This is a genomic window from Nitrosomonas sp. PY1 (assembly GCF_022836435.1).
Lineage (GTDB): Bacteria > Pseudomonadota > Gammaproteobacteria > Burkholderiales > Nitrosomonadaceae > Nitrosomonas.
Genome location: NZ_BQXC01000001.1, coordinates 2,291,917 through 2,316,284, shown reverse-complemented (window position 1 = coordinate 2,316,284; position 24,368 = coordinate 2,291,917). Strand labels below are relative to the sequence as shown.

Below are 24,368 nucleotides of genomic sequence, written 5' to 3'. Positions count from 1 at the left end.
TGATGATAACTAGTGTTTGCTTATCGAGTCACTGGCGCGTGCCAGAACTTCCCGAATGATTTCTGTCGAGAATCCTCTGTTCAACATAAACCGCATTTGTTTGGCGCGTTCTTCGGCAGTGGTCGGCAATCTGCCGAATTTTTTTTGCCAGATGGCTAAAGCGGTTTCTTCATCATTGGCCTTCAACGTTGGCAATACATCATTGATCAATTGCGCATCAATGCCTTTGGATTTTAATTCCTGAATGATGCGTTGGCTTCCATACCGTGATCTTCGATTATAGGTGATCTGTTCAATCACACGTTGTGCTGACAAAAATCCTCTTTGCTCCAAATCATCTAATACTGTTGTAAGTTCTTCTTTTTTAATAGAACTCGCATAAGCTGAAAGTTTTTGTGTTAATTCTTGCCGCGAGTACTCTCGTCGCGCCAGATAGCGTAGTGCGCGTGTTTTTAAGGTTGCTTTATCATTGCCAGCCATTATTCGTCAGTAGCTTTATTTTTGCTCGGAACGGTCGGTTCTGTGATTCCCACCAACGTGCGAATTTTTTGTTCGATTTCTTGCGCAAGTTCTTGATGTTCTTTTAGATAATCCCGTACATTGTCTTTGCCTTGGCCTATTTTTTCACCTTTATAAGCATACCAAGCACCTGCTTTGTCGATGATTTTATGTAGAACCCCCAATTCAATCACTTCACTTTCACGCGAAATGCCTTCGCCATATAGAATATCGAAATCGGCTTGCTTAAAAGGGGGCGCGACTTTATTCTTAACAACTTTGACACGTGTTTCGTTACCGATTACTTCTTCACCTTTTTTGATCGATCCGGTTCGACGGATGTCCAGTCGTACTGAGGCATAAAATTTTAGCGCATTGCCGCCAGTCGTCGTTTCAGGATTGCCAAACATCACGCCAATTTTCATGCGAATTTGATTAATGAAAATGACCATGGTGTTGCTGCGCTTGATGTTGGCGGTTAGCTTGCGGAGGGCTTGTGACATCAAACGAGCTTGCAATCCCATTTGCGGATCACCCATATCTCCTTCGATTTCCGCGCGGGGAGTTAGCGCAGCTACCGAATCCACTACAATGATATCAACGGAACCCGAGCGTACCAGCATATCAGCGATTTCTAGCGCTTGCTCGCCATTGTCCGGTTGCGATATCAGCAGTTCCTTAACATTAATGCCAATCTTTTGTGCATATTGCGGATCTAGTGCATGTTCCGCATCGATGAAAGCAGCAGTTCCCCCGATTTTTTGCATTTCGGCAATGACTTGTAAAGTCAGCGTTGTTTTACCTGATGATTCGGGTCCGTATATTTCGATAATCCGACCCCGTGGTAACCCACCGACGCCCAGTGCAATATCAAGCCCCAAGGAGCCGGTAGAAACGACTTGTATATCATAGGCTACGTCATTTGCACCTAATCGCATGATGGAGCCTTTACCAAATTGCTTTTCAATTTGTGATAGGGCTGCATCTAGCGCTTTGCTTCTGTTTTCGTCCATGATTTTTCCTGTAAAAAGTCGTTTGAATTATCGCATAACCTGTGAGATGGCAGTTTGACTTACCATATGCTTAGTTAATTTTGCCAGAAAATAATGTGGCAAAAAACTCGAGTATCTGGTTTGCCTACGATATAATCGCATGATGTTGTTGAGTTAGCTGACAGAAAATAGTCGTTCAATTCTGCTAGTTTAAATTAAAAAAATAAAAGGAGATGGGCCATTCGAGTCATTTTATTAGGCGGTCCCGGTGCTGGAAAAGGGACGCAAGCCAATTATATTAAGGAACACTTTGGTATTCCACAAATTTCTACGGGCGATATGTTACGTAATGCGGTCAAAGAAGGTACTGAGTTAGGCATCATGGCTAAAAAAATCATGGATGCCGGCGGTTTGGTCTCGGATGACATTATTATTAATTTGGTCAAGGAACGTATTGCGCAACCTGATTGCATCAAAGGTTTTCTTTTTGATGGTTTTCCACGCACCATCCCACAGGCTGATGCGATGAAAGCGGCCAACGTGCCAATTGATTATGTCGTTGAGATTGATGTGGCAGATGCAGAGATTATCAAACGGATGTCTGGGCGTCGAGTGCATCCAGCTTCAGGACGTACCTATCACGTGGCGTTTAATCCTCCCAAAACACCCGGCCATGATGATGTTACTGGGGAATTATTGATTCAACGTGATGATGATAAGGAGGAAACCGTCCAAAAAAGACTGGATGTTTATCATCAGCAAACAGAGCCTTTAATCAGTTATTATTCCCAGTGGGCAGCTTCTGGCGATCAGCATGCGCCCCGCTATATCAAAATAGCTGGAACAGGCGCAGTCGAAAAGATTCGTGATCAGATTTTCTCAGTACTCAAATAACCAACTCATCTGGTTTTAATTCGTGCGATCAAAAGATAAAGAGTAATCAAACGAGTAACATCAGGTTGTTTAATATTCAAGCGAGCGTGCGGCTTAGAAAACTTATAACTTAATCCACTTGTAATTTAATCAGTCAGGGAGACAATATGGCTAGTAAAAATGCTTTTTATGCGCAGTCCGGTGGCGTTACGGCTGTCATTAATGCTTCTGCTGCGGGTGTTTTGGAAACAGCCCGTCAGCACTCGGATAAGATCGCTAATGTATATGCTGGTCGGAACGGTATTATCGGGGCGCTTACGGAGGATTTAATCGATACCAATGCTGAGTCTGCCGCTGCTATTGCAGGGCTTCGATACACACCATCCGGTGGGTTTGGTTCGTGTCGATACAAGCTCAAAAGCTTGGAGCAGAATCGGCGTGAATACGAACGGCTTATTGAGGTTTTCAAAGCGCACAATATCGGTTATTTTTTCTACAATGGCGGTGGTGATTCTGCAGATACTTGTTTGAAAGTATCACAGTTGGCTGATACGTTGGGGTATCCGATACAAGCGATTCACGTTCCCAAAACGGTGGATAATGACTTGCCGATTACTGATTGCTGTCCAGGCTTTGGTTCCGTTGCGAAATACATTGCGGTATCCACACGTGAAGCGAGTTTTGACGTGGCAAGTATGGCTAAAACTTCGACCAAAGTTTTTGTTTTGGAAGTCATGGGGCGTCATGCAGGTTGGATTGCGGCTGCTGGTGGTTTGGCATCCAGTCCAGATTGTGAAATCCCGATCGTTATTCTATTTCCAGAAATTACATTCAATAAAGCAAAATTCCTTGCCAAAGTAGATCACTACGTGAAGCAATATGGCTACTGTTCAGTTGTTGTGTCAGAAGGAGTCAAAGGCGAGGATGGCAATTTTCTTGCAGACCAAGGATTGCGTGATGCTTTTGGTCATGCGCAATTAGGTGGTGTTGCCCCGGTCGTGGCGAATATTATCAAAGAAGGCTTGTCATTGAAATTTCATTGGGGGGTTGCAGATTATTTGCAACGTGCCGCGCGTCATATTGCATCAAAAACAGACGTGGAACAGGCATATGCGATGGGTAAAGCTGCGGTCGAGTATGCGCTTGCGGGACATAACTCGGTCATGCCAACGATTGTTCGTGAGTCTAACAAGCCTTATAAGTGGTCGGTGGGTATGGCGAAATTGTCTGAAGTAGCCAATGTGGAAAAAATGATGCCGGCAAACTATATTAGCGAAGATGGTTTTGGTATCAGTCAAGCTTGTCGCGATTATTTGTTACCGCTTATCGAGGGTGAGGATTATCCGCCCTATAAAGACGGTTTGCCCGATTATGTAAGACTCAAAAGTGTTGCGGTTGCTAAGAAATTAGCGGAATTCAAGCTTTAATCGTGATAGTAGGCATGATTATTCAATACGGCATCAACTTAGGAACGCTGACTAGATAGCAAATCAAATCTAAATTCGTTAAATTTCATGTACGTTGAACGCAAGAACGGATAAAATACGTTCTTGCATTCTTAAATTTTAGCAAGTGTTTAATAATGTGGGATTTTTAGGCCAAGATTCTGCATATTATTTTATGTGGTCTGACTTTAATTGGAGCTTTTTATGTCTATTGGTTTAACTATCGCAATATTGAGTGCGATTTTGGCCCTTGTATTCAGTGGTGTATGGATCAGGGGTATTTACATTCAATCGACCGGTAATCAGCGTATGCAAGAAATTGCACTAGCAATTCAACAAGGTGCATCTGCATACCTGAAGCGTCAGTACACTACAATTGGTATTGTGGGCATCGTTTTATTTGCTGCTTTGTGGCTTGCATTGGGCTGGGATACAGCCGTTGGTTTTGCACTCGGAGCTTTTCTATCTGGCGCGGCTGGTTTTCTGGGCATGAATGTGTCAGTACAATCGAATGTTCGTACAGCACAGGCTGCGACCATTGGACTGAATGAGGCGTTAGCGATTGCTTTCCGCGGCGGTGCAGTTACCGGTATGTTGGTAGTGGGACTGGGCTTGCTGGGTGTTGCTGGATACACCGCAATGCTATTTGATAATGCTGCTGGTTCTGACATGGCTGTCAGCGATATTATTAAACCTTTAATCGGTTTTGCATTTGGCGGTTCATTGATTTCGATTTTTGCTCGTTTGGGTGGTGGTATTTTTACTAAAGGTGCTGACGTAGGCGCTGACTTGGTGGGTAAAGTCGAAGCGGGTATTCCTGAAGATGATCCACGTAATCCCGCAGTGATTGCGGATAACGTAGGCGATAACGTGGGTGATTGTGCAGGGATGGCGGCCGATTTATTCGAAACGTATGCGGTGACTATCATTGCTACCATGATTCTGGGTGCTTTGTTGTTTACATCCGATGCGCTTAGTGCGGTGACTTATCCATTGATGTTGGGGGCAGTGTCAATCGTTGCATCGATTGTTGGCTGCTACTATGTCAAAATGCGTGATGGCGGTACCATTATGAATGCCTTGTACCGTGGATTAGCGGTTGCCGGTGGAATTGCTTTGCTAGCTTATCTGCCTATTACCATTTGGTTTATGAGCGGCATGACGTTGACTGTTGATGGTACGGATATTACTGGTGGCATGTTGATCTTACGCGTATTTTTGTCAGCGGCAATCGGTTTGATTCTAACCGGTTTGATGGTAGTCATTACCGAATACTATACATCGACTGAATATCATCCAGTACAGCACATTGCGGAAGCGTCAACAACAGGACATGCGACTAATATTATTGCGGGTTTGGGTGTTTCAATGCGCGCAACAGGCGCACCTGTATTGGCAGTTTGCTTGAGCATCATATTGGCCTATGCGTTGGCAGGTTTATATGGAATCGCGATTGCAGCGACAGCTATGTTGTCGATGACGGGTATCATCGTTGCATTGGATGCGTATGGTCCGATCACTGATAATGCGGGTGGTATCGCTGAGATGTCAGAAATGCCTGATTCTGTGCGAGCGATTACTGATCCTCTGGATGCAGTTGGAAATACTACCAAAGCAGTAACCAAAGGTTATGCGATTGGTTCGGCAGGTTTGGCTGCACTGGTTTTATTCGCTGACTATACACACGCTTTGGAGCATGCTGAGCATGTGCTAACTTTCGATTTGTCGAATCACATGGTTATCATTGGTTTGTTTATCGGGGGTATGGTTCCTTACCTATTTGGTGCAATGTCGATGGAAGCAGTGGGTCGTGCGGCTGGATCGGTGGTGGTTGAAGTGCGTCGTCAATTTAAAGAAATTCCAGGCATCATGGAAGGAACCAGTAAACCGGATTATTCAAAAGCGGTTGATATGTTGACTAAAGCAGCAATTAAGGAAATGATGAATCCTTCGTTGCTACCGGTATTGGTTCCATTATTGGTGGGCATCATTTTGGGCCCTCAAGCGCTTGGTGGCGTATTAATGGGGTCGATTGTGACTGGCTTGTTCGTTGCGATTTCCATGACTACTGGCGGCGGTGCTTGGGACAACGCCAAAAAATACATTGAAGATGGCCATTTTGGTGGTAAAGGTAGCGATGCTCACAAAGCTTCGGTAACGGGCGATACAGTGGGAGATCCTTACAAAGATACCGCCGGACCTGCAATTAATCCACTGATTAAAATTATCAATATCGTTGCATTATTAATCATACCGCTACTGTAGTATTTTTAATTAAAAAAGCACGTCATGATCATGACGTGCTTTTTTTTTGTGCCTTTTATTTGACTCGCTCTTAAATAGCAAATGTGCTTTTGATCGTACAAGATTTCCCTATGTATGACATCGTTTGACATTATTATTGTTTTGTAACAGACTATGAGTACATGAAGATGAAGAGTCGCAATTTTGAGAAATTTAGTTAGTAAAACAGGTCAGGTGGTTGAACTAATAAAGAAAACTTTGCAAGAGCATTGCTAAAAAGTCGTTACTGCACCATGTCTAATCCATTGTAAATAAGTGTTCCAATCATGTTCTTACTTCGTAGAAAAGAAAGATTCGATACATTTTTTTCAGTATTACTTTTCCAAATCGTCCTAACACCATTATTTCTTTCTGGAGTCTCTTGGATTATTGCTAATCCGAGTCAGGCTGCCGGAGCTTCTTATACGATTAAACAAATCGGTGAACTACCGTTAGGAGCAACACATGTCGTGCGAACGGCTAACGAAGGTGGAGATATTGTTGGAACCATTAAGAGGAGCGGGCGGAGTGGCCCTAAGGGAGCTATTTGGGAAGATGGAGGAGAACGTAGTATTGTGCAACCTCGTCCGAATAGCGATTATAGCGTTGCTCTCGGTATAAATGACGACAACCAAGTCGTCGGCTCGGCAAACACCGAAACCGGTATGAGAGCTTATCGTTCGATCGGGAATAGTAGTGTTTTTTTGGAGTTGCCATCCGGTGATAATAGTAGTGCGGCTATCACTGTGAACGGTTTGGGGCAGGTGGTGGGGTGGTCGAGTGGTGCTGGCGGAATCAGGGCAGTAACGTGGGATTCTGCGGGTAAAGTGAAAGTATTGGAAAAACTGCAAGATAGCAATGCATGCCGGGCGCTTGTCATCAATGACGCTGGGGACATCGCTGGTACTTGTGATTTTAATTCTGGGCATCGCGCCGTGCTGTGGAAAAGCGCATCGGGGAAAGGTGTGACTGATTTAGGAATGCTTCCAGGCGATATTTGGAGTGTGCCTGCTGATATCAATAATAAAGGTGACATTGTTGGAACTTCTGGTGACGCAGAGAAGCATCGTGCCGTGCTTTGGCCAAAAGGAGAAAGGGCGATCAAGGATCTCGGTGTGCTTACCGGTCGAGTATCAAGTAAGGCTTTAGGTATTAATACTAAAGGTGATGTGGTGGGTTATTCAGAAGGCGGAAATAGTAGCGAACATGCATTTATATGGACAAGTAAAGATGGAATGATGGATCTGAATAATTTGCTACCTGCCAATTCCGGTTTTGTGGTGGTTCACGCAATTGCTATTAATTCCAAAGGAGACATCAGTGTAATTGGTTATGATGAATCCATGAACCCTGAGAGGCATTTGCATGATGAGCAAATACCGCTTCGAATTTTTAGATTGGATAATAATACATTATTAAATTAAGTTCGAGAATCAATGGCATTTATTAATTAGGCTAGAAGTAGATGTTTCCTGAGGAAGCACAAGAATTGTCCCTACGTTTTAAGCTTCTCTTTGGAGCACTATTGTTTTAATGGGGATTATGGCTAAGTGGCTATATTTGCAGTTATTCTTGCTATTTTGACCGTGGTGGCACAGTATGTATTCAGTCTGATCAGTCTGATATTTCTCAACTGTACTTTGCTTATTATTATCCGCTACGAACCATAGGGACATTATAGCAATTTTCCAAGCAGATTATAAATTGAAAGAAATTCATTTGAGTAGGTTGTTGCGGTATGTTTAGAAGCGTTTTGGTTGCTATTTTTTTTGCTTTTATTACTTTGATTGCTGGTGGAATTGCCACTACAGCTCAGGCTACATCTGACACACTTGGTGAGTGGCATCTGATTACGCCATCACTGCCGTATTTTCCAGTGCATGCGAATTTGTTGCCTAACGGAAAGGTCATGATATGGCCGGGTGATAATGGGATATCGGGTGATGATCCTAGAGCTTGGGATTCCGTTGATAATAGTTTAACCAGCTTAGCGAAGCCGGGTTACGATCTTTTTTGTGTGGGGCATGTATCATTAGCGGATGGTTCGCTGTTTTTAGCAGGTGGGCATATTTCCAATTTTGTAGGATTACCCAATGCTACGAAATATAATTACTTAACTGATACCTGGACTGTATTGCCCAATATGAATGCGGGGCGCTGGTATCCAACAACTACGGTTCTGGCAAATGGTGATGTGCTTACGATTTCCGGTGATATTGATACTACCATTGGCGTCAATACATTGCCGCAAGTATTTGAAGTAACAACGGGAACATGGCGTAATCTAACTGGTGCTCAAATTCAACTAGATGATTACCCAAGAATGTTTTTGGTGCCGAATGGCAAAGTATTTTATGCAGGTTCTTCCCCTACAACGCGTTATCTGAATACTTCTGGTACAGGCTTATGGAGTTTTGTGGCGACAAGAGCGGGAGGGTATCGTGACTACGGTTCCGCCGTCATGTATGCGCCGGGTAAGATATTGGTAATGGGAGGAGATCAAGCACCACCCAAAAGTTCGGCCGAAGTGATTGATCTCAATCAATCATCACCGAGTTGGCGTAACGTGGATCCAATGCAATTTCCGCGACGCCATGTCAATGCAACATTATTACCGGATGGCAAGGTTTTAGTTACGGGTGGTACTTCTGCAAGTGGATTTAACGATCCGGCGGGACATGTCGATGCAGCTGAATTATGGGATCCGATTACCGAGCAATGGACAACGCTGGCAAGTAGCACAGGTATTCCACGTATTTATCACTCTACGGCGCTACTTTTGCCAGATGGAAGAATCTTTAGTGCCGGTGGTAATAATCATCCAGAAATTGAAATATATTCACCGCCTTATCTATTTAAAGGGGTCCGACCCACCATTACCTCTGCGCCTTCTGGCGTAGCGTATGGCACGTCATTTTCTATTAATACGCCAGATGCTGCTTCTATTACTAAAGTTACGGTACTGAGAATCGGTTCGGTGACACATGCTTTTAATATGGGGCAAGTGATTAATGAGCTCAATTTTTCAGTAACTACGGATGGACTCAACATCACAGCTCCCAGCAGTCCTAATATTGCGCCGCCCGGTTACTATATGCTTTTCATTTTAAATGGAAATGGAGTTCCATCCATTGCTAAATTTATCAAAATTGACACTGGCGCTTTACCAATTGTATCGCTAGCTTCGCCAGAAAATAATGCGACTGTTGCAGGCACTTCGGTCAATATTATTGCACAAGCATCGGATAATATAGGTGTGGCAGGAGTTCAATTTAAATTGAATGGCGTTAATATTGGCGTAGAAGATACCACGTCACCCTTCAGTATCGTATGGGATAGTACGACCATGGCCGATGGTCAGCATATACTTACCGCTGTTGCACGAGATACAGACGGGAATTTGACGACGAGCTCAAGTGTTAATATAACAATCAATAATAGTACCCTTCTTTCTGATTTGGTCGTGACGCAACTTTCCTATGTTAACGGTATTTTTACGAGTACGGTAAAAAATCAAGGTACCGCCGCAACTCCAGCTGGAGTTACCATAGGTGTTGGATATTCTGTTAATAATGTTTGGAGGACTTGGGGCGGTGTATGGGGGCCGTTGGCTGCGGGAGCATCTGTAACGATTGGTACAAAAGGGGATCCTTATTTCATCCCTAATGGAACATTTACAGCAACTGCGTATGTAGATGATGGTAAGAAGATTGCGGAGCTTAATGACAGTAACAATCAATTATCTCAGGGAGTAACTGGAGGTATAACGGATGCCACGCCACCTACCATATCAATCACAGCTCCTGCGGATGGCGTTACTGTTTCAGGAACGTCAGTCACATTATCGGCTGATGCAGTGGATAATGTGGGTGTGGCTGGCGTGCAATTCTCAGTTACGGGTGGCTATCCTTTTGGCGAAGATGCTACAGCGCCTTATTCAATTGATTGGGATAGTACTGCAGTTACCAATGGACCTCATACTATTGAGGCGGTTGCTCGGGATAATGCCGGTAATACTTCAAAAAGTTCTATCGTTGTCACGGTAAGCAACGGTACATCTACTCCTCTTCCTGATGTGGTTGTTACGCAGCTTTCCTATGCTGACGGTATTTTCACCAGTACTGTACAGAATCAAGGTACTGAGGCTACTCCTGCAGGTGTCAGTGTTGGTGTCGGTTATTTGGTAGACGGGGAGTTTAAAACCTGGGGGTCGGTAGCGGGTCCTTTGGCTGCTGGTGCTTCTGTTACGATTGGTACTAAAGGAGGGGCTTATGTTATTCCGAATGGCGCACACGCCATAACAGCGCATGTCGATGATGTGAATCGTTTCGCTGAATCAAACGAGACAAATAATAAATTTTCTCAATCGATTACCGTCAATAATACCCAGCCAATTGTCTCATTATCTGCGCCGATTTCGGGCGTTACTGTCGCAGGTACGTCGGTAACAGTTTCTGCCAATGCGTCGGATGATGTTGGTGTCGCAGGTGTGCAGTTTAAGCTGGATGGAAATAATCTTGGTGCAGAGGATACCACCGCACCATACAGTATTCCGTGGGACAGCACTTCTGTTACAGATGGGCAACATACGATTACGGCGATTGCACGGGATACGGATGGGAATACGGCAACCAGTGCGAGCATCAATGTAACGGTCAATAATACCAATCCAAGCCTTCTTCCCGATGTGGTCGTTACGCAGTTATCCTATGCTGACGGTATTTTCACCAGTACAGTGAAGAATCAAGGAGGCACAGCCACTCCTGCAGGCGTAACAGTTGGAGTGGCTTATTCGGTTGATGGTAAAAATAAAACTTGGGGATCGATATGGGGGCCATTGGCAGCTGGTGCTACCGCAACGATTGGTACAAAAGGCGACGCATACATAATACCTAATGGAAGTCACTCGATTGCTGCGCAAGTTGATGACATGAATCGTTTTGTCGAGTCGAATGAAACGAATAACAAATTTACACGAGCGATTGAAGTTCCGTAAGGACGCAATTTGGAAACCACATCCCAAGTGATAGCAAGTGATAGGATTTTAACTTGCGATTCCCCTTGATTTTGCTACGGGAAACAGGTGCGCGAAGTAAGTTTTCGATTGCTCGTAAACTTGATGAGATCAGTGTGAGAGCGCCGTAGATAATGGTTCCGCTACCCCATTGGAAAGAATGAAAACGCGATCAGCGGCGTTAATAACAGCGGGCTGATGGGAAACTACGATGATTGTGAGATTTTCTGCCAGTTTTTGGAGTGTTCCGCAAATTGTTTTTTCACTTTCCGGATCTAGCGCACTCGTAGGTTCGTCAAGAATCAAAAAAGATGGGCTGTGCGCTAAAGCACGCGCGATTGCAATACGCTGTCTTTGACCGCCGGAGAGTAATCCTCCCCTTTCTCCAACGATGGTTTGCAATCCCTCTGGCAAAGAATTGACAAAATCCCATGCACCAGCCTGACGTAACGCCCGTTCGGCATCAACAGCGGTTAGCGTCGATTCTCCTACCAGAATATTATTCATGACGGTGTCATGTAGTAAAATAGTATCTTGTGATACGTAGCCGATCATATGCCGCCACTGGCGCAAATTAATATCGTGTATCGATACATCATCGATTTTGATTTCACCAGACTGCGCTTCTGTTAATCCGCATAGCAGATCCAACAATGTACTTTTACCAACACCGGAAGGACCCATAACAGCGGTAAACGTATTAATGGGTATTTCTATTGTTAAGTCCTTGAAAATTGTTTTTTGACCGTAATTAAATTTGACGTGCTGTAGCGAGATTCCTTTTTGTAGGGTCGGCTTTATTATTCCAGTAGCTCTTTCCGCCGCTGCACGCGCCTCTTCGGCCGCTTTGCGCAATGCCCAGTAGGCGCTTTCTTGGGCAGCCAATTGCTGGTGGCGCCGCTGTGTTTTGTTGAGTAATCCAAGTATTCGAGTTAATAAGAAAACCATCAGCATTACTTCTGGTAAAGAGAGCTGCCATACAACCAATGCAATATACAAACCGCTTGCGGTTAATGCAGCCAGGATTGGTTCTTGCAGCGCTGTTAGTGCTGCGCGGTTCATAACTTCGCGTCGAGTGGCCTTTTCTAAATATTGGGTTTGTTCGTGCAAAATGGCATCTGCTACATTATCACGCGCCATTGCTTTTAATGATTTGACTGAACTCAAAACATCCGATAGGTATGTCAATAGATCGCGCAATAATTGCGTTTGTTTAGTGCCTGCACGGCGTGTCGCGGTGACGAGTCGGTTGAGTACGATTAACAAGACTAGGCCAATTACCAATGAGGCCAGTGTCGCTTCCCAAGATATAAACAACGCCACAATTGCATAGACGAATACTTGAATGGCAAGTGCCAGCACATTAACGCTATGTTCAAAGCCATTCGCTGCACGATACGCTTCGGTTGCGACAGAATTGGCTAATGATCCAACCGGTTGTTTGAGATAATATTGCCAGCGACTGGTCAGTAGGGCTTCAATGAGATCCAGACGAAGCACGGTTGCAACGTGTGCAACGGTATAACCCACTTGCCGGTTCGCGAGTAATAATACCAATCCCTTAAAGAACATACCGCCAACGATAATGATCAGAATGGTATCAATCGTGGGTTCAATACCGATATCACGCAAGGTTTGTTCCATGAATTTACCAATGCTACTGGATTCACCTGTCTGACTGGACTCACCCATGGCGATCGATAATAGGGGTAGCAGGGCGGTTAAACTTAATCCTTCGGCGACTCCCGCGATCAATAACGCAATCAGAACGAACGCGCTACGACGTGGAAAAACCATAATGTAGGTAAATAAGGTACGCATAGAACAGCAAACGAGTAGTAAACGAAGCGAAGTTAGCTTACGATCAATTTTGAAACAAAGATATTACCTTATAAATCTGATTAATTTGTAGTAATCAATTAGTTTAATGATGCAGATTCGATATCATAGAGCACACCATCGACCAACTGCTTGACGTGTTGTGTTCGATTAGCCAAGCGTAGATCGTGTGTGACAATAATTAAACTGGCATTAATTTTTTGGTTCAATTCGAGCATTAAATCAAATACCGCTTCTGCGGTGCGACGATCCAAATTTCCGGTTGGTTCGTCAGCCAAAATGCAAGCGGGTTGTGTTACGAGCGCACGTGCTACGGCTGCGCGCTGACGTTCGCCTCCCGATAATTCACCAGGGGTATGCGTCAATCGATGCGCTAATCCGACTTGCTGCAGAATATCGGCTGCGCGATTATAAGCCTCTTGTTTGGGCAATCTACGGATTAGGAGCGGCATCGCAACATTTTCTAACGCTGTGAATTCGGGCAATAGATGATGGAATTGATAGATAAATCCTAGAGAAGCGTTACGCAGTTGGCACCTTTTCACTTCATCAATGGTTGCGATATTCTGCCCAAGAATCTGAATGTTGCCGCTGGTGAGTGTATCGAGTCCTCCCAGTATATGTAGCAATGTGCTTTTTCCAGATCCTGATGCGCCAACAATTGCTAAAATTTCACCTTTAGTGACGGTCAATTGAACCCCTTTTAATACTTCGACAATTTGATCGCCTTGCGAAAAAGCTTTGTAGATATTTTGGCAATCAATAACCGGATCATTCATAGCGTAATGCCTCTGCTGGGTTTACTTTGGAGGCACGGTAACTAGGGTATAGGGTAGCCAATAAGCTGAGTGTAAATGATGTAATCGCGACAGTCATAATATCACCGATTTGCGGATCGGTAGGTATTTTGCTGATGTAGTAAACTTCGCGCGACAAGAATTGCACATTGAACAGCCACTCAATGAAGGCTACGACTTCACCGACATTATATGCTAGCAATAAACCTCCCGTAACGCCGAGTATGGTGCCAAAAACCCCGATAAAAGTACCCTGTATGATGAAGATTTTCATAATGCTATGCGGGCTCGCGCCCAGGGTTCGTAAAATGGCGATATCCGATTGCTTGTCGGTTACTGCCATTACAAGTGTCGATACGATATTAAATGCTGCGACAGCGATAATAAGCGCGAGAATTAGTGACAGCATGCGTTTTTCAATTTGAATCGCGCGAAAATAATTCGTGTGTTGTTTGGTCCAGTCTGTGATATAGCTATCGATGGTAAGTATGGATGGTAATTCTTCGGCAACTTTTGGGGCTTGAAATAAATCATTAAGCTTTAATCGTACCCCTGTAACACTATTGTTTTCCATACGATAAAGTTTTTGAGCATCAAACAGATGAATCAGTACTAAACCCGAATCATATTCGAAGTGTCCGACTTCAAAAACACCCACGACAGTAAATTGCTTTAAACGTGGCAAAATACCGGCAGGTGTCATTTGACCTTGTGGCGAAATGAGTACGATTTTGTCGCCTACAAAAGTTCCTAATGTGCGTGCCAAATCCGCTCCGATGATGATGCCAAACTTACCTGGCTCCAAGTCTTCTAGAGTTCCGGCCACCATTGTTTTGGAAAAATCGACGACTTTATCTTCCGTGGTTGGTAGGATGCCGCGTACCATTACGCCTTGTACTGCCTGGTTGTGAGATAGCATGCCTTGTCCGGCAATGTAAGGCGCGGCGGCTTCTACAGCCGGGTGCTTGGTAGCTTCTTCCGATGTTTGTTGCCAGTGTTCTAAATGACCAGTGATGCTGCCAATCTGTACATGTGAGGCAACGCCTAGGATGCGGGCCCGGATTTCTTTCTGGAAGCCATTCATAACCGACATGACTGTTATCAACGCAACCATTCCCAAAGTGATCCCCATTAACGAGATCAGGGAAATAAATGATATGAAATGATTGCGTTTTTTGGCGCGTAAATAACGTAAGCCAATGAAGAATTCATATAGAAACACGAAATAATATGCCCGCGATTAATGTACTTGCGCAGTTTGCCACAATTATATGCGCTATAACAAATAAACTGACTGTTAAGATACATCAACCGGGTGGTTTGCAGAATGCATCATGAAGAGGAATGGCTGTTAATCGGTACAGTAATCAATATGGATAGCTGAGTGGTTAAACGCATTGCAGCTATCCAAAGTTGCTATCTTAGAAACCATTCAGAGCCAGATAAAAATTCCATCATGGTTTGCCCAAAGCGTTGTCTACTGAAAAAATCGGAGAAGCCTTCCCGTGGGCTATAGTCTACCAGTGTTTCAGCTTGGATAATTTCCCGAGCGACATATTCAGTGCTGCCGAGAGCGTCGGCTACACCAAGTTCAATACTTTTTTCCCCGGTCCACACAACACCGCTGAATATTTCCGGATGATCCTTTAAACGCTCGCCTCTGCCTTGTTTGACCACAGTAATAAATTGTTCATGGATTTCTTTCAATAGCGATTCGGCATATTTTTTTTGTGCTGGGTCAAGTGGTGAGAAAGGATCAAGAAATCCCTTGCTTTCTCCTGAAGTTAGTAACCGTCTTTCGACACCCAATTTTTCCAGTGTTCCGGAAAAACCGAATCCATCCATAAGAGCGCCTATTGAACCAACTAAACTGGCTTTGTCGACAAAAATCTTGTCTGCAGCTACCGCAACATAATAACCTCCAGAGGCGCAGATATCAGAAATAACAGCATACAGTGGTATTTCAGGATATTTAATACGTAGCCTGCGGATTTCATCATTGATATAGCCGGCCTGAACAGGACTGCCTCCGGGACTGTTAATGCGTAGCACGACGCCTTTAGTATTTTTATCTTTAAATGCTGCATGCAAGCTTGTAATGATCTTATCCGCGCTACTCATGGTGTCAGCAGCAATCACTCCTTTTAATTCAATGAGAGCCGTATGATTGTCAGGCAATCGCACGGTGCCTTCTTCGATCCAACCAAGCGCAGCAAAAAGAACTATGAAAAGATAGATAAAGATTAGGGTTTTAAAAAATATCCCCCATGAACGAGCACGGCGTTGTTCACGCAAGGACGATAATGCAAGGTTTTCCAATAAATTTTTTTCCCAATTATCTGGCTTATTTTTTAGTTCTGATTCGTTCATATAAATTTCATTTAAGGTTGATTGTTGTTATATAGCGATCGTTAAGAGCGGTATTATTTCATTCAGTCATAGCAAAAAAACAACCGCTTTATCAGCAGTATTAATATCAAGCATTATTTCTTGTTCGTATTAAACAAAGTGTTCCAGAGTTACTGCTATCAGTTTGTTATTTTCTCATATCAAAAGAACTCTATATTGACGAGTTCAGGTTGTTTTTTGTTTTATTTTTGATCTAGATTTATTTTGGATAGAACTATTTGCGTCGGTATCTTTTCCAATGCCATGTGGTTTGAAGTTTTCGTTCATTTACTTAACAATAGATGACCCATGTTGTAAGAATTGTTTCGAAACGCTACACTGAATGAGTACTTTGGACTGCTATTTCTTATAATACAATTTAATTTTTATCAAAGGGTGACATCATGCTCAAGAAAAGCAATTCGTTATTATCGATTATTTTTTGTGGTTTTTTTCTAATCTCTGGTACTGCTTTTGCAGTTTCTGAAAAAGAAGTTGCGCCGCCAAAACCGCAAGAGCATAAGCATTCTGATGGTCATCATCACAAACAATGTAGTCAAAAAATGTCGAAGATCGACCTTAACAAAGACAATAAAATCAGTAAAGAAGAATTTATCAAATATCATGAAAACAAGTTTAGTGAGATGGATACAAATAAAGATGGTTTCTTAGATGAATCAGAAATGCATCATATGAAGAAAGGCCATGAGCATGGAAAGTGTGAGCATAAACACAGCGATGCTGGTGACCATAAACATGATGATTCGAGCAAAGAAGTAAGCAAATAAAGTCCCATTTCAATATGAAGTAATAACAAAATTGGTTATTGCTTTGCAGATCAAATTGATTTAATTTTCCAGAATCTCAAAGTGGGTGAGTGTATGCTCACCTGCGGTATTTTAATTACACATTCAATAAAGCAGCATTTTTATTTGTAACCGAGCATGGATAGCGTCACTATTTTTTGATGGTTAGTATTAAGTTGTTACCAGATCTGTTAATCAATCAGATTGCGGCCGGTGAAGTTGTAGAACGACCGTCTTCAGTACTGAAAGAGATTCTGGAGAACAGTCTGGATGCAGGAGCTCAGAAAATTCATGTGCAGCTATTGCAGGGGGGCGTTAAACAAATCCGTGTAATTGATAATGGAATTGGTATCGCGAAAAATGAGTTGGCCCTGGCGCTAATGCGGCATAGTACCAGCAAGATTAGCACCCTGGATGATTTGCATAAGATCGCTAGTCTTGGTTTTCGTGGTGAAGCATTGGCAAGTATTGCGGCTGTTTCACGTTTGACGCTGGCAAGTTATCAACATGGGGATGATTATGCTTGGCAGATCCATGTCGATGGAGATTCAGTCTCACCCGTGGCGCCTTCTTCGTTGTCCATGGGCACTACATTAACTATCAGTGATTTATTCTTCAATATTCCCGCGCGCCGAAAATTTCTTAAATCTGAGGCGACAGAATTTTCGCATTGCGATGAGGTTTTTAAACGTATATCCCTGTCTGCATCGTCAGTAGAGTTTTTCTTACAGCATAACGGTAAGACACGGCGTTTATTACATCCAGCTACGCCTGCTCAACGAATTGCCGCGATACTTGGGGAAGAGTTCGCGCAATGTGCCGTTTGGGCGGATGAGAAATCTGAAGCGATTCAGTTGCAGGGTATGGTGGCACTACCGGCTTATGCTCGTTCTTCCAGAGAAGCGCAATATTTTTTTGTAAATAAGCGTTTTGTCAGCGATAAACTGATTTCTCATGCTTTACGTGAGGCCTATCGCGATATCTTACATCTTGATCGATATCCGGCTTTTGTATTGTTTCTGGAAATTGATCCGGAAATGGTCGACGTAAATGTACATCCGACTAAAACTGAAGTGCGTTTTCGAGAACCCCGCGCGGTACATCAATTCATTTTTCATACAATTAATAAAGCGTTATCAGTACCAAACACACAAAAAAAACAAAATACTGATACTGCGATCGGCCTCAAGCATCGAGATGTCAGCGGTACAAGCCATGCTGGTTCATCATTGTCAAACTATTCATTGTTATGTCATGACAATAGGCCGCGACAACTATTTCAACCGGAGCAAATTTATCAATCGATATACGATAATCGATCATCTGACCCATCGTTATATTTAGGTGAAAAAGATAAGTTATTAGACGAAGCAAAGACCACGGGCGAACTGAATTCATTTGTGGCTTCAGTAAAGGAGGAAAGCTTTGCATTGGGTTTTGCGTTGGGGCAATTGCAAGGAATTTACATTCTGGCTCAGAATAAACAAGGACTCGTTGTGGTCGATATGCACGCGGCGCATGAGCGCGTCATGTACGAGAAACTTAAAAGTGTATTTGATCAGCAGGTAGTACCGACGCAATCTTTATTGATTCCCGTTACATTTCATGCCAGTAGCGTTGAAATGAGCTTGGCTGAAGAAAATGTTGATTTGTTTGATCGATTGGGTTTTGAAATTGCGCCATTTTCTCCTACAGCTTTGGTTGTTCGTAAAATTCCTGCAATACTGAGTGATGCCGATATCGTCCAGCTTGCTCATGATCTATTAAAGGAAATTGGGGATTATGGCGCGAGTCAAGTATTGACTGCCAGGCGTAATGAAACTTTGGCTACGATGGCTTGCCATGGTGCTGTTCGCGCTAATCGAAAGCTTACCATTGAAGAAATGAATCAGTTGTTGCGTGAAATGGAAGTAACCGAACGCGTGGATCAGTGTAATCATGGCCGACCCACTTGGTTCGAAATTACTGTGGCCGAATTGGATAAAATGTTTATGCGTGGAAAGTAGGCGTCTTAATTTAAAAGACAAAGATTGAATTTCTTATTTCTTCTGTTAAAGTATGTTTCCTGTTTCTTATCAAAGGGGATGTGCATGGAAAAAAGAATTTTGACGACGCTTGTTTTGTTATCGTTAACTGGATGTGCTTCGATGAGCAACACACAATCAGGAACATTGACGGGAAGCGCGTTAGGAGCTGGCGCTGGCGCCGCATTGGGTGCAATCATAGGCGGTGGAGACGGCGCTGCAATTGGTGCGGGTTCTGGTGCTATCTTGGGGGCCGGGGCTGGTTATTTATGGTCACAAAGAATGGAAGAGCAAAAAAAACAAATGGAGGCAGCTACCGCCGGTACTGGCGTGGAAGTTTCTAAAACCGCTGATAATCGCCTCAAGCTCAATATCCCTAGTGACATTTCTTTTGATTCAGGAAAATCAAATATTAAACCGAGTCTACAACCGATATTGGATAATTTTGCTACCAGTTTGAACAATAATCCCAATACTGTAGTAACGATTATCGGTCATACGGATAATACCGGTAGCGATGCGGTCAATAATCCTTTATCGGTTAACCGTGCCTCTAGCACGCGTGATTACTTGGTAGGGCGTGGCGTTGCAATCAATCGTATTCAGATTGACGGAAGAGGTTCCCGTGAGCCTATTGCCGCCAATGATACGCCAGCTAATCGAGCAATAAACCGCAGGGTGGAGATCTTCGTTTCAGAAATTCAGCCGCCACCGAGTGGAGCGCCTGTAGCGCCGCCACAGCAATAAATCAATAAGAATTGCTTGGATGTGCGCGCAATACCGGACTGGTGCAACTGCCTAGTCCGGTATTAGATTGTGCAGTTATTTCTATGGTTCTGATATAGCAGCTTAACCGGAAGTAATTATCGGTAGTATCCATGTTTTCCATCCAGCAAAGCATAGCAGAGTCAAAAATGCTGCAACAAGATCGTCAAACATTACACCGAAGCCAGCGCGTAAGTGTTGATCGAAATAGCGAATCGGATTGGGCTTTGCAATATCGAAGAAACGGAACAGGATAAAAGCAGCTAATTGCCACTGCCATTCATCGGGAATGAAAAAAAGCACTAACAAAAATGCCACTGTTTCATCCCATACCATGCTGCCATGATCCGGATCACCCAGTACTTTACCTGTCAAACCGCATGCCCAGATACCGACGATAAACATTATATCGATGACTAATAGAAAATATACTGGAGAAAGTACTTCATTGATTAGCCAAAATAGAGGGAATGCAACTAAAGTGCCTATCGTGCCTGGCGCGAACGGGAATAAACCCGCGCCGCCAGAAAAAGCAATGAAAAAGGCCGGGTGGCTAAGAACTAGCGATAGGTTGGGTTTAAAAACTGGTGAGTGTCCAGAATGAGAGTGACGTTCAGTTTGTTCAGCATCAGATAAAATGGTCATATCCCTTGATGTCCGGTGAAATTAATTTTTCCTGGTGATCTTTGATGACTAATTGATGCCCCACCAGAATTTTACCGATACGTGTGAGCGGTAAATTTAATTCTTTTCCAAGTGATTCAATTGCGTTACGGTTTTTTTCGGATGCGGTAAAGCACAGCTCGTAGTCATCTCCGCCTGATAATAGGCACTCTCTGAATAGCGGTTGTGCCAGGTTACTTTTAATAATCGGTAAGCAAGGAATATCATGGAGATTAATGCGCGCGGCTACTATAGAATTTTTTAAAACATGCCCCAAATCGGCTACCAATCCGTCGGAAATATCAATGGCGCTGTGCGCCAGATTAACCAACCGTTGCCCTAGCGTAATCCGAGCTGAGGGCATGAGCAATGCGGGTAAGCACTGTGAAAGTTCTTCTGGTGTTAAAGTAATTTGCTGTAATTCATGCTTTAATGCCAGTGATGCGCTGCCTAATTGACCGGATACCCAAATATCATCACCCACTTGCGCATTGTTACGGCGGATGGCCTTGCCTCGTATGATTTCACCGATGATTTGCACGTTGATATTCAAAGGTCCAGCGGTTGTATCGCCACCGATTAATTCGACTTGATAAGTGTTTGCTAAATCGAAGAAACCCCGACTAAATTCGGATAGCCAAGCATTATCGTGTGTCACCAGATGCTTGGGTAATGTTAATGCAAGCAATACCCATCGCGGCTTGGCGCCCATCGCGGCCATGTCGGAGAGATTAACGGCTAAAGATTTATAGCCCAGTTTATAAGGATCGGCATCTGGGAAGAAATGCTTACCGGACACCAATGTATCGGTCGAAATTGCAAACTCAGTATTTTGTGAAGCTGGAATAATGGCGGCATCATCACCGATCCCTACGATCCCATTATAGGTAGGTTTCTGGAAAAAGCGATCGATAATGTCGAATTCTGAAATCACTGGAATTAAGTGAGCGGTTGTTTCATTTCCGATTTCTGCGCAGCTATTTCTACGGCACGTTGTTTAATCGCTAGCTTGTCTAAGACTCCATTGACATACTTATGTCCATCGATACCACCATAAGTTCTTGCTAATTCAATGGCTTCATTGATGATCGCCTTGTAAGGAATTTCGGGATGATACGATAATTCATATGCGCCCAGTAACAAAATAGCAAACTCTACCGGACTCAGTTCATGCAAGGCGCGATCTAGGTACGGTTGAATATGCGAATTCAATAACTCGAAGTTCTCAATTGAGCCTCGCAGAACTTTAGAAAAATGCTTTTCATCGACATGAATGAATTCGGGGGATTCGCGTAGCTGTTGTTCAATAAAACTTGCGCTTTCGCCTGTAACTTTCCATTGATACAAGCCCTGAACTACAAACTCACGCGCGATTCTGCGGCGGCTTTTCGGTTTTTTGGTTTTGTTGTCGTTTTTGTTAGTACTCGAATCCGATTGCAAGTTATTCATAAGGTAATTCATCAATCTTGATTTGCAAATTGGCCATTTCCAGCGCAGCTTTTGCAGCTTCCGTGCCTTTTTCGTGCATACGTGCGATCGCTTGATCTTCGTTATCGGTAGTGAGAATTCCATTGGCAATGGGAATTTCTATTTCCAATTGCACCGCCATTAAACCTCGGGCAGACTCATCCGCTACGATTTCGAAATGATAGGTGTCACCCCGAATTACTGCGCCGAGTGCAATGAAGGCGTCGAATTGATTGGTTAGGGCGATGCGTTTAAGCGTCAAAGGAATTTCCAAGGCGCCGGGTACTGTTGCAAGTAGTATATTATGGTTTTGTACACCGTTATTTCTAAGTTCTGTAATGCAGGCGCTCAGCAATCCTTCGCCAATATCCGAGTTAAAGCGACTCATGACGATACCCATTCGTAAATCGCTACCTTCTAGAGTAGGTTCAATTTCGGGAATGTCATCGTAAAAAGGCATGTTTACTCCTTAAGTTGCAGTGATTGATACTTGCCACCATTATAATACTTTCAGCATGAATCAAAGGTTATCTTTGTTGTGAGTTTCCACATAACTGGAAACTTCTAAACCGAATCCAGTGACACTAGGCATTTTTCGAGGAGTCGCCATCAAGCGCATTTTTCCAACATTCAGGTCCTTTAATATTTGTGCACCAATTCCGTGGTGGCGCAAATCCATTTTATTACTGAAGGATCGAGGGTGTTCATTTTTCGATTCAACGCGTTCAGCTAGTTTTATCGGATTATCCCGGCGGTGCATCAGAACAATAACGCCACATCCTGCCTCAGCAATCATTTTCATTGCAGTGTAGATATTCCAGGAATGCGAGTCGTCTTCAATATCGAGAAAATCAATGACAGACAATGGTTCATGGACACGTACCAGGGTTTCGTGCGCAGGGTTTATGGTGCCTTTGACCAACGCTAAGTGTGTTAGAAGCGAGATATCATCTCGATAGGCAATTAATTGAAATGACCCATGTAAAGTTTGAATGGTGCGCTCAGCAACGCGTGTGACCAGGCATTCGGTTTGGTTGCGATGCTGAATCAAATCGGCAATTGTGCCAATCTTAAGTTGATGTTTGTGCGCAAAAGTGATGAGATCGGGCATTCTTGCCATGCTGCCGTCATCTTTCAGGACTTCACAAATGACCGAAGCCGCAGTGAGGCCAGCCATTTTGGCCAAATCGCAACCAGCTTCGGTGTGGCCTGCGCGCACCAACACACCGCCCTTTTGCGCCATGAGCGGAAAAATATGCCCCGGTTGTACAAGATCTTTGGGTTTTGCATTTTTTTGCACAGCTACTTGTACGGTTCTGGCGCGGTCTGCCGCGGAAATTCCTGTAGTAACACCCTCGGCTGCTTCAATGGAGAGGGTAAAGTTGGTTCCCAAAGGAGACCGGTTGGTTGTTACCATCAAGGGTAAATCCAATTGATTGCAATGTTCTTCGGTGAGCGTTAAGCAAATTAGCCCGCGACCATGTGTTGCCATAAAGTTGATGGCTGCGGGTGTGACAAAATCTGCGGCAAGTACGATGTCTCCCTCATTTTCGCGATCTTCTTCATCGACCAACACGACCATCTTACCGAGTTTGATGTCGGCAATAATTTCTTCAATAGCGCTAATGCTCATTTTTTCTAATGTATATTTTTAATTTCGTTTATAGATTGAGTAATCTTGCAACATAGCGTGCCAACATATCTGTTTCCAGGTTGACTGGTGAACCTGGTTGCAACTGGCCTAATGCGGTAACCATCAGGGTGTGTGGAATCAGATTTACTGAAAAGATATCATTAGTCATTTGATTGATTGTCAAGCTGACGCCGTTTACTGCAACAGACCCCTTGTGTGTCAAGAAGCGTGTGATTGCGTTGGGAACCTCAACATCCAGTGTAACGCTTTCTCCCGCTGGTATACATCGAGTGACAATACCGATTGCGTCAATATGGCCGCTGACTAAATGGCCACCCAATCGATCGGCTAAACGTAATGCTTTTTCCAAATTAATTGTCTTATCAACGCAATTTAATCCATGTGTGCAGCGCAGTGTTTCTGCAGAAACATCAAAATGAATGCGTTGATTGGCCAAAGATTTAACCGTTAAACAAACACCGTCGACAGCAATGCTATCTCCTAAGTTTACATCGCTCAGGTCAAGGTTTCCGGGGTCGACCGTTAATGCTAGATCGCCTTCAGCCGTTGCGTTGGATGTATGGACAGCGGTTATTTTTCCAGTAGCTTGTATAATTCCGGTAAACATTTAATTTGATGTGAATAAAAATCATCGCAATATGAAGTCATACTCAGACTTAATATAACAATGAAATGATTTAAATCAACCCATGAAGCCACTCTTAAATGGCGCGCCCAACACGATTCGAACGTGCGACCCCCGCCTTCGGAGGGCGGTACTCTATCCAGCTGAGCTATGGGCGCGATGAATAAACGATGCGTTAACTCGGAAAAAGTGCACAGGATAGCTGCTTTTGAAACTTACGTCCAACGTGCTGCTC

Annotated in this window: 20 protein-coding genes and 1 tRNA gene; 8 read left to right on the top strand and 13 right to left on the bottom strand. The window is 43.7% G+C overall.

Annotated features, from left to right (window positions below; translation table 11 throughout):
• Window positions 1-9 precede the first annotated feature (9 nt).
• Both recX and recA read right to left on the bottom strand, forming a co-directional pair.
• Complete coding sequence (recX, locus tag W03_RS10730; RefSeq protein ID WP_244073180.1) at window positions 10-480, bottom strand: recombination regulator RecX; 471 nt, start codon at window positions 478-480, stop codon at window positions 10-12.
• Window positions 480-1,511 carry a recombinase RecA gene (recA, locus tag W03_RS10725; protein ID WP_244073177.1) on the bottom strand — a complete coding sequence of 344 codons (1,032 nt, stop codon included), beginning with the start codon at window positions 1,509-1,511 and terminating at the stop codon, window positions 480-482. Before recA ends, recX begins: the two co-directional genes overlap by 1 nt.
• 219 nt (window positions 1,512-1,730) lie before the next feature.
• Here recA and adk point away from each other — a divergent pair, with 219 nt between their 5' ends.
• The 5 genes from adk (at window position 1,731) to W03_RS10700 (ending at window position 11,087) form a co-directional block, all read left to right on the top strand.
• Window positions 1,731-2,384, top strand: coding sequence for an adenylate kinase (gene adk / locus W03_RS10720; RefSeq protein ID WP_244073739.1), 654 nt, complete (start codon window positions 1,731-1,733; stop codon window positions 2,382-2,384).
• Window positions 2,385-2,530: 146 nt separating this feature from the next.
• Complete coding sequence (locus tag W03_RS10715) at window positions 2,531-3,790, top strand: 6-phosphofructokinase (RefSeq protein ID WP_244073175.1); 1,260 nt, start codon at window positions 2,531-2,533, stop codon at window positions 3,788-3,790.
• Between the two features lie 222 nt (window positions 3,791-4,012).
• Window positions 4,013-6,073 (top strand): sodium-translocating pyrophosphatase, encoded by a 2,061-nt coding sequence (locus W03_RS10710; RefSeq protein ID WP_244073173.1) that lies wholly within the window; start codon window positions 4,013-4,015, stop codon window positions 6,071-6,073.
• A 305-nt stretch (window positions 6,074-6,378) separates the two neighbouring features.
• Entirely contained in the window at window positions 6,379-7,515 is a 1,137-nt protein-coding gene (locus W03_RS10705; protein ID WP_244073171.1) for a hypothetical protein, read from the top strand.
• Window positions 7,516-7,829: 314 nt separating this feature from the next.
• Window positions 7,830-11,087: an Ig-like domain-containing protein gene (locus W03_RS10700; protein WP_244073169.1), complete on the top strand. Its 3,258-nt coding sequence runs from the start codon at window positions 7,830-7,832 to the stop codon at window positions 11,085-11,087.
• A gap of 129 nt (window positions 11,088-11,216) precedes the next feature.
• Here the strand turns inward: W03_RS10700 and W03_RS10695 are convergent, their stop codons facing one another.
• The 4 genes from W03_RS10695 to W03_RS10680 all read right to left on the bottom strand — a co-directional run bounded on the left by W03_RS10695 (window position 11,217) and on the right by W03_RS10680 (window position 16,111).
• Window positions 11,217-12,926, bottom strand: a complete 1,710-nt coding sequence (locus W03_RS10695) for an ABC transporter ATP-binding protein (protein ID WP_244073167.1) — start codon at window positions 12,924-12,926, stop codon at window positions 11,217-11,219.
• Between the two features lie 98 nt (window positions 12,927-13,024).
• The gene (lolD, locus tag W03_RS10690) at window positions 13,025-13,723 is read right to left on the bottom strand and encodes a lipoprotein-releasing ABC transporter ATP-binding protein LolD (protein WP_244073166.1); all 699 of its coding nucleotides are present in this window, start codon (window positions 13,721-13,723) and stop codon (window positions 13,025-13,027) included.
• The gene (locus W03_RS10685; protein WP_244073165.1) at window positions 13,716-14,963 is read right to left on the bottom strand and encodes a lipoprotein-releasing ABC transporter permease subunit; all 1,248 of its coding nucleotides are present in this window, start codon (window positions 14,961-14,963) and stop codon (window positions 13,716-13,718) included. The genes lolD and W03_RS10685 overlap by 8 nt, the downstream gene beginning before the upstream one ends.
• Before the next feature lie 194 nt (window positions 14,964-15,157).
• The gene (locus W03_RS10680) at window positions 15,158-16,111 is read right to left on the bottom strand and encodes a S49 family peptidase (protein ID WP_244073163.1); all 954 of its coding nucleotides are present in this window, start codon (window positions 16,109-16,111) and stop codon (window positions 15,158-15,160) included.
• A gap of 422 nt (window positions 16,112-16,533) precedes the next feature.
• On the opposite strand from W03_RS10680, the gene W03_RS10675 reads away from it, so the two are divergent.
• The 3 genes from W03_RS10675 (at window position 16,534) to W03_RS10665 (ending at window position 19,706) form a co-directional block, all read left to right on the top strand.
• Window positions 16,534-16,917: a calcium-binding protein gene (locus tag W03_RS10675; RefSeq protein WP_244073162.1), complete on the top strand. Its 384-nt coding sequence runs from the start codon at window positions 16,534-16,536 to the stop codon at window positions 16,915-16,917.
• A 179-nt stretch (window positions 16,918-17,096) separates the two neighbouring features.
• A complete protein-coding gene (gene mutL, locus W03_RS10670) occupies window positions 17,097-18,941 on the top strand; it encodes a DNA mismatch repair endonuclease MutL (protein WP_244073153.1) in 1,845 nt (614 codons plus the stop codon).
• Window positions 18,942-19,025: 84 nt separating this feature from the next.
• The gene (locus W03_RS10665) at window positions 19,026-19,706 is read left to right on the top strand and encodes an OmpA family protein (protein ID WP_244073151.1); all 681 of its coding nucleotides are present in this window, start codon (window positions 19,026-19,028) and stop codon (window positions 19,704-19,706) included.
• Window positions 19,707-19,808: 102 nt separating this feature from the next.
• Here W03_RS10665 and W03_RS10660 read toward each other — a convergent pair whose 3' ends face one another.
• From W03_RS10660 to W03_RS10630, 7 genes are all read right to left on the bottom strand, one after another.
• Window positions 19,809-20,369 carry a phosphatidylglycerophosphatase A gene (locus W03_RS10660; protein ID WP_244073149.1) on the bottom strand — a complete coding sequence of 187 codons (561 nt, stop codon included), beginning with the start codon at window positions 20,367-20,369 and terminating at the stop codon, window positions 19,809-19,811.
• Window positions 20,353-21,321 carry a thiamine-phosphate kinase gene (thiL, locus tag W03_RS10655; protein WP_244073147.1) on the bottom strand — a complete coding sequence of 323 codons (969 nt, stop codon included), beginning with the start codon at window positions 21,319-21,321 and terminating at the stop codon, window positions 20,353-20,355. The genes W03_RS10660 and thiL overlap by 17 nt, the downstream gene beginning before the upstream one ends.
• A 5-nt stretch (window positions 21,322-21,326) precedes the next feature.
• Window positions 21,327-21,836 carry a transcription antitermination factor NusB gene (gene nusB, locus W03_RS10650; RefSeq protein WP_244073145.1) on the bottom strand — a complete coding sequence of 170 codons (510 nt, stop codon included), beginning with the start codon at window positions 21,834-21,836 and terminating at the stop codon, window positions 21,327-21,329.
• The gene (gene ribH, locus W03_RS10645; RefSeq protein ID WP_244073143.1) at window positions 21,829-22,314 is read right to left on the bottom strand and encodes a 6,7-dimethyl-8-ribityllumazine synthase; all 486 of its coding nucleotides are present in this window, start codon (window positions 22,312-22,314) and stop codon (window positions 21,829-21,831) included. Before ribH ends, nusB begins: the two co-directional genes overlap by 8 nt.
• 60 nt (window positions 22,315-22,374) lie before the next feature.
• The gene (gene ribBA / locus W03_RS10640; RefSeq protein WP_244073141.1) at window positions 22,375-23,487 is read right to left on the bottom strand and encodes a bifunctional 3,4-dihydroxy-2-butanone-4-phosphate synthase/GTP cyclohydrolase II; all 1,113 of its coding nucleotides are present in this window, start codon (window positions 23,485-23,487) and stop codon (window positions 22,375-22,377) included.
• Between the two features lie 28 nt (window positions 23,488-23,515).
• On the bottom strand, window positions 23,516-24,115 hold the full coding sequence (locus W03_RS10635) for a riboflavin synthase (RefSeq protein WP_244073140.1): 600 nt from the start codon (window positions 24,113-24,115) through the stop codon (window positions 23,516-23,518).
• Between the two features lie 99 nt (window positions 24,116-24,214).
• Window positions 24,215-24,291: transfer RNA gene (locus W03_RS10630), tRNA-Arg, on the bottom strand.
• Between the last annotated feature and the right edge of the window lie 77 nt (window positions 24,292-24,368).

Bases quoted from the DNA above. Each gene is read 5' to 3' on its own strand.
- recX (WP_244073180.1), bottom strand. From the start codon at position 480: ATGGCTGGCAATGATAAAGCAACCTTAAAAACACGCGCACTACGCTAT.
- recA (WP_244073177.1), bottom strand. From the start codon at position 1,511: ATGGACGAAAACAGAAGCAAAGCGCTAGATGCAGCCCTATCACAAATT.
- W03_RS10715 (WP_244073175.1), top strand. From the start codon at position 2,531: ATGGCTAGTAAAAATGCTTTTTATGCGCAGTCCGGTGGCGTTACGGCT.
- W03_RS10710 (WP_244073173.1), top strand. From the start codon at position 4,013: ATGTCTATTGGTTTAACTATCGCAATATTGAGTGCGATTTTGGCCCTT.
- W03_RS10705 (WP_244073171.1), top strand. From the start codon at position 6,379: ATGTTCTTACTTCGTAGAAAAGAAAGATTCGATACATTTTTTTCAGTA.
- W03_RS10700 (WP_244073169.1), top strand. From the start codon at position 7,830: ATGTTTAGAAGCGTTTTGGTTGCTATTTTTTTTGCTTTTATTACTTTG.
- W03_RS10695 (WP_244073167.1), bottom strand. From the start codon at position 12,926: ATGCGTACCTTATTTACCTACATTATGGTTTTTCCACGTCGTAGCGCG.
- lolD (WP_244073166.1), bottom strand. From the start codon at position 13,723: ATGAATGATCCGGTTATTGATTGCCAAAATATCTACAAAGCTTTTTCG.
- W03_RS10680 (WP_244073163.1), bottom strand. From the start codon at position 16,111: ATGAACGAATCAGAACTAAAAAATAAGCCAGATAATTGGGAAAAAAAT.
- W03_RS10675 (WP_244073162.1), top strand. From the start codon at position 16,534: ATGCTCAAGAAAAGCAATTCGTTATTATCGATTATTTTTTGTGGTTTT.
- mutL (WP_244073153.1), top strand. From the start codon at position 17,097: ATGGTTAGTATTAAGTTGTTACCAGATCTGTTAATCAATCAGATTGCG.
- W03_RS10665 (WP_244073151.1), top strand. From the start codon at position 19,026: ATGGAAAAAAGAATTTTGACGACGCTTGTTTTGTTATCGTTAACTGGA.
- W03_RS10660 (WP_244073149.1), bottom strand. From the start codon at position 20,369: ATGACCATTTTATCTGATGCTGAACAAACTGAACGTCACTCTCATTCT.
- nusB (WP_244073145.1), bottom strand. From the start codon at position 21,836: ATGAATAACTTGCAATCGGATTCGAGTACTAACAAAAACGACAACAAA.
- ribH (WP_244073143.1), bottom strand. From the start codon at position 22,314: ATGCCTTTTTACGATGACATTCCCGAAATTGAACCTACTCTAGAAGGT.
- ribBA (WP_244073141.1), bottom strand. From the start codon at position 23,487: ATGAGCATTAGCGCTATTGAAGAAATTATTGCCGACATCAAACTCGGT.
- W03_RS10635 (WP_244073140.1), bottom strand. From the start codon at position 24,115: ATGTTTACCGGAATTATACAAGCTACTGGAAAAATAACCGCTGTCCAT.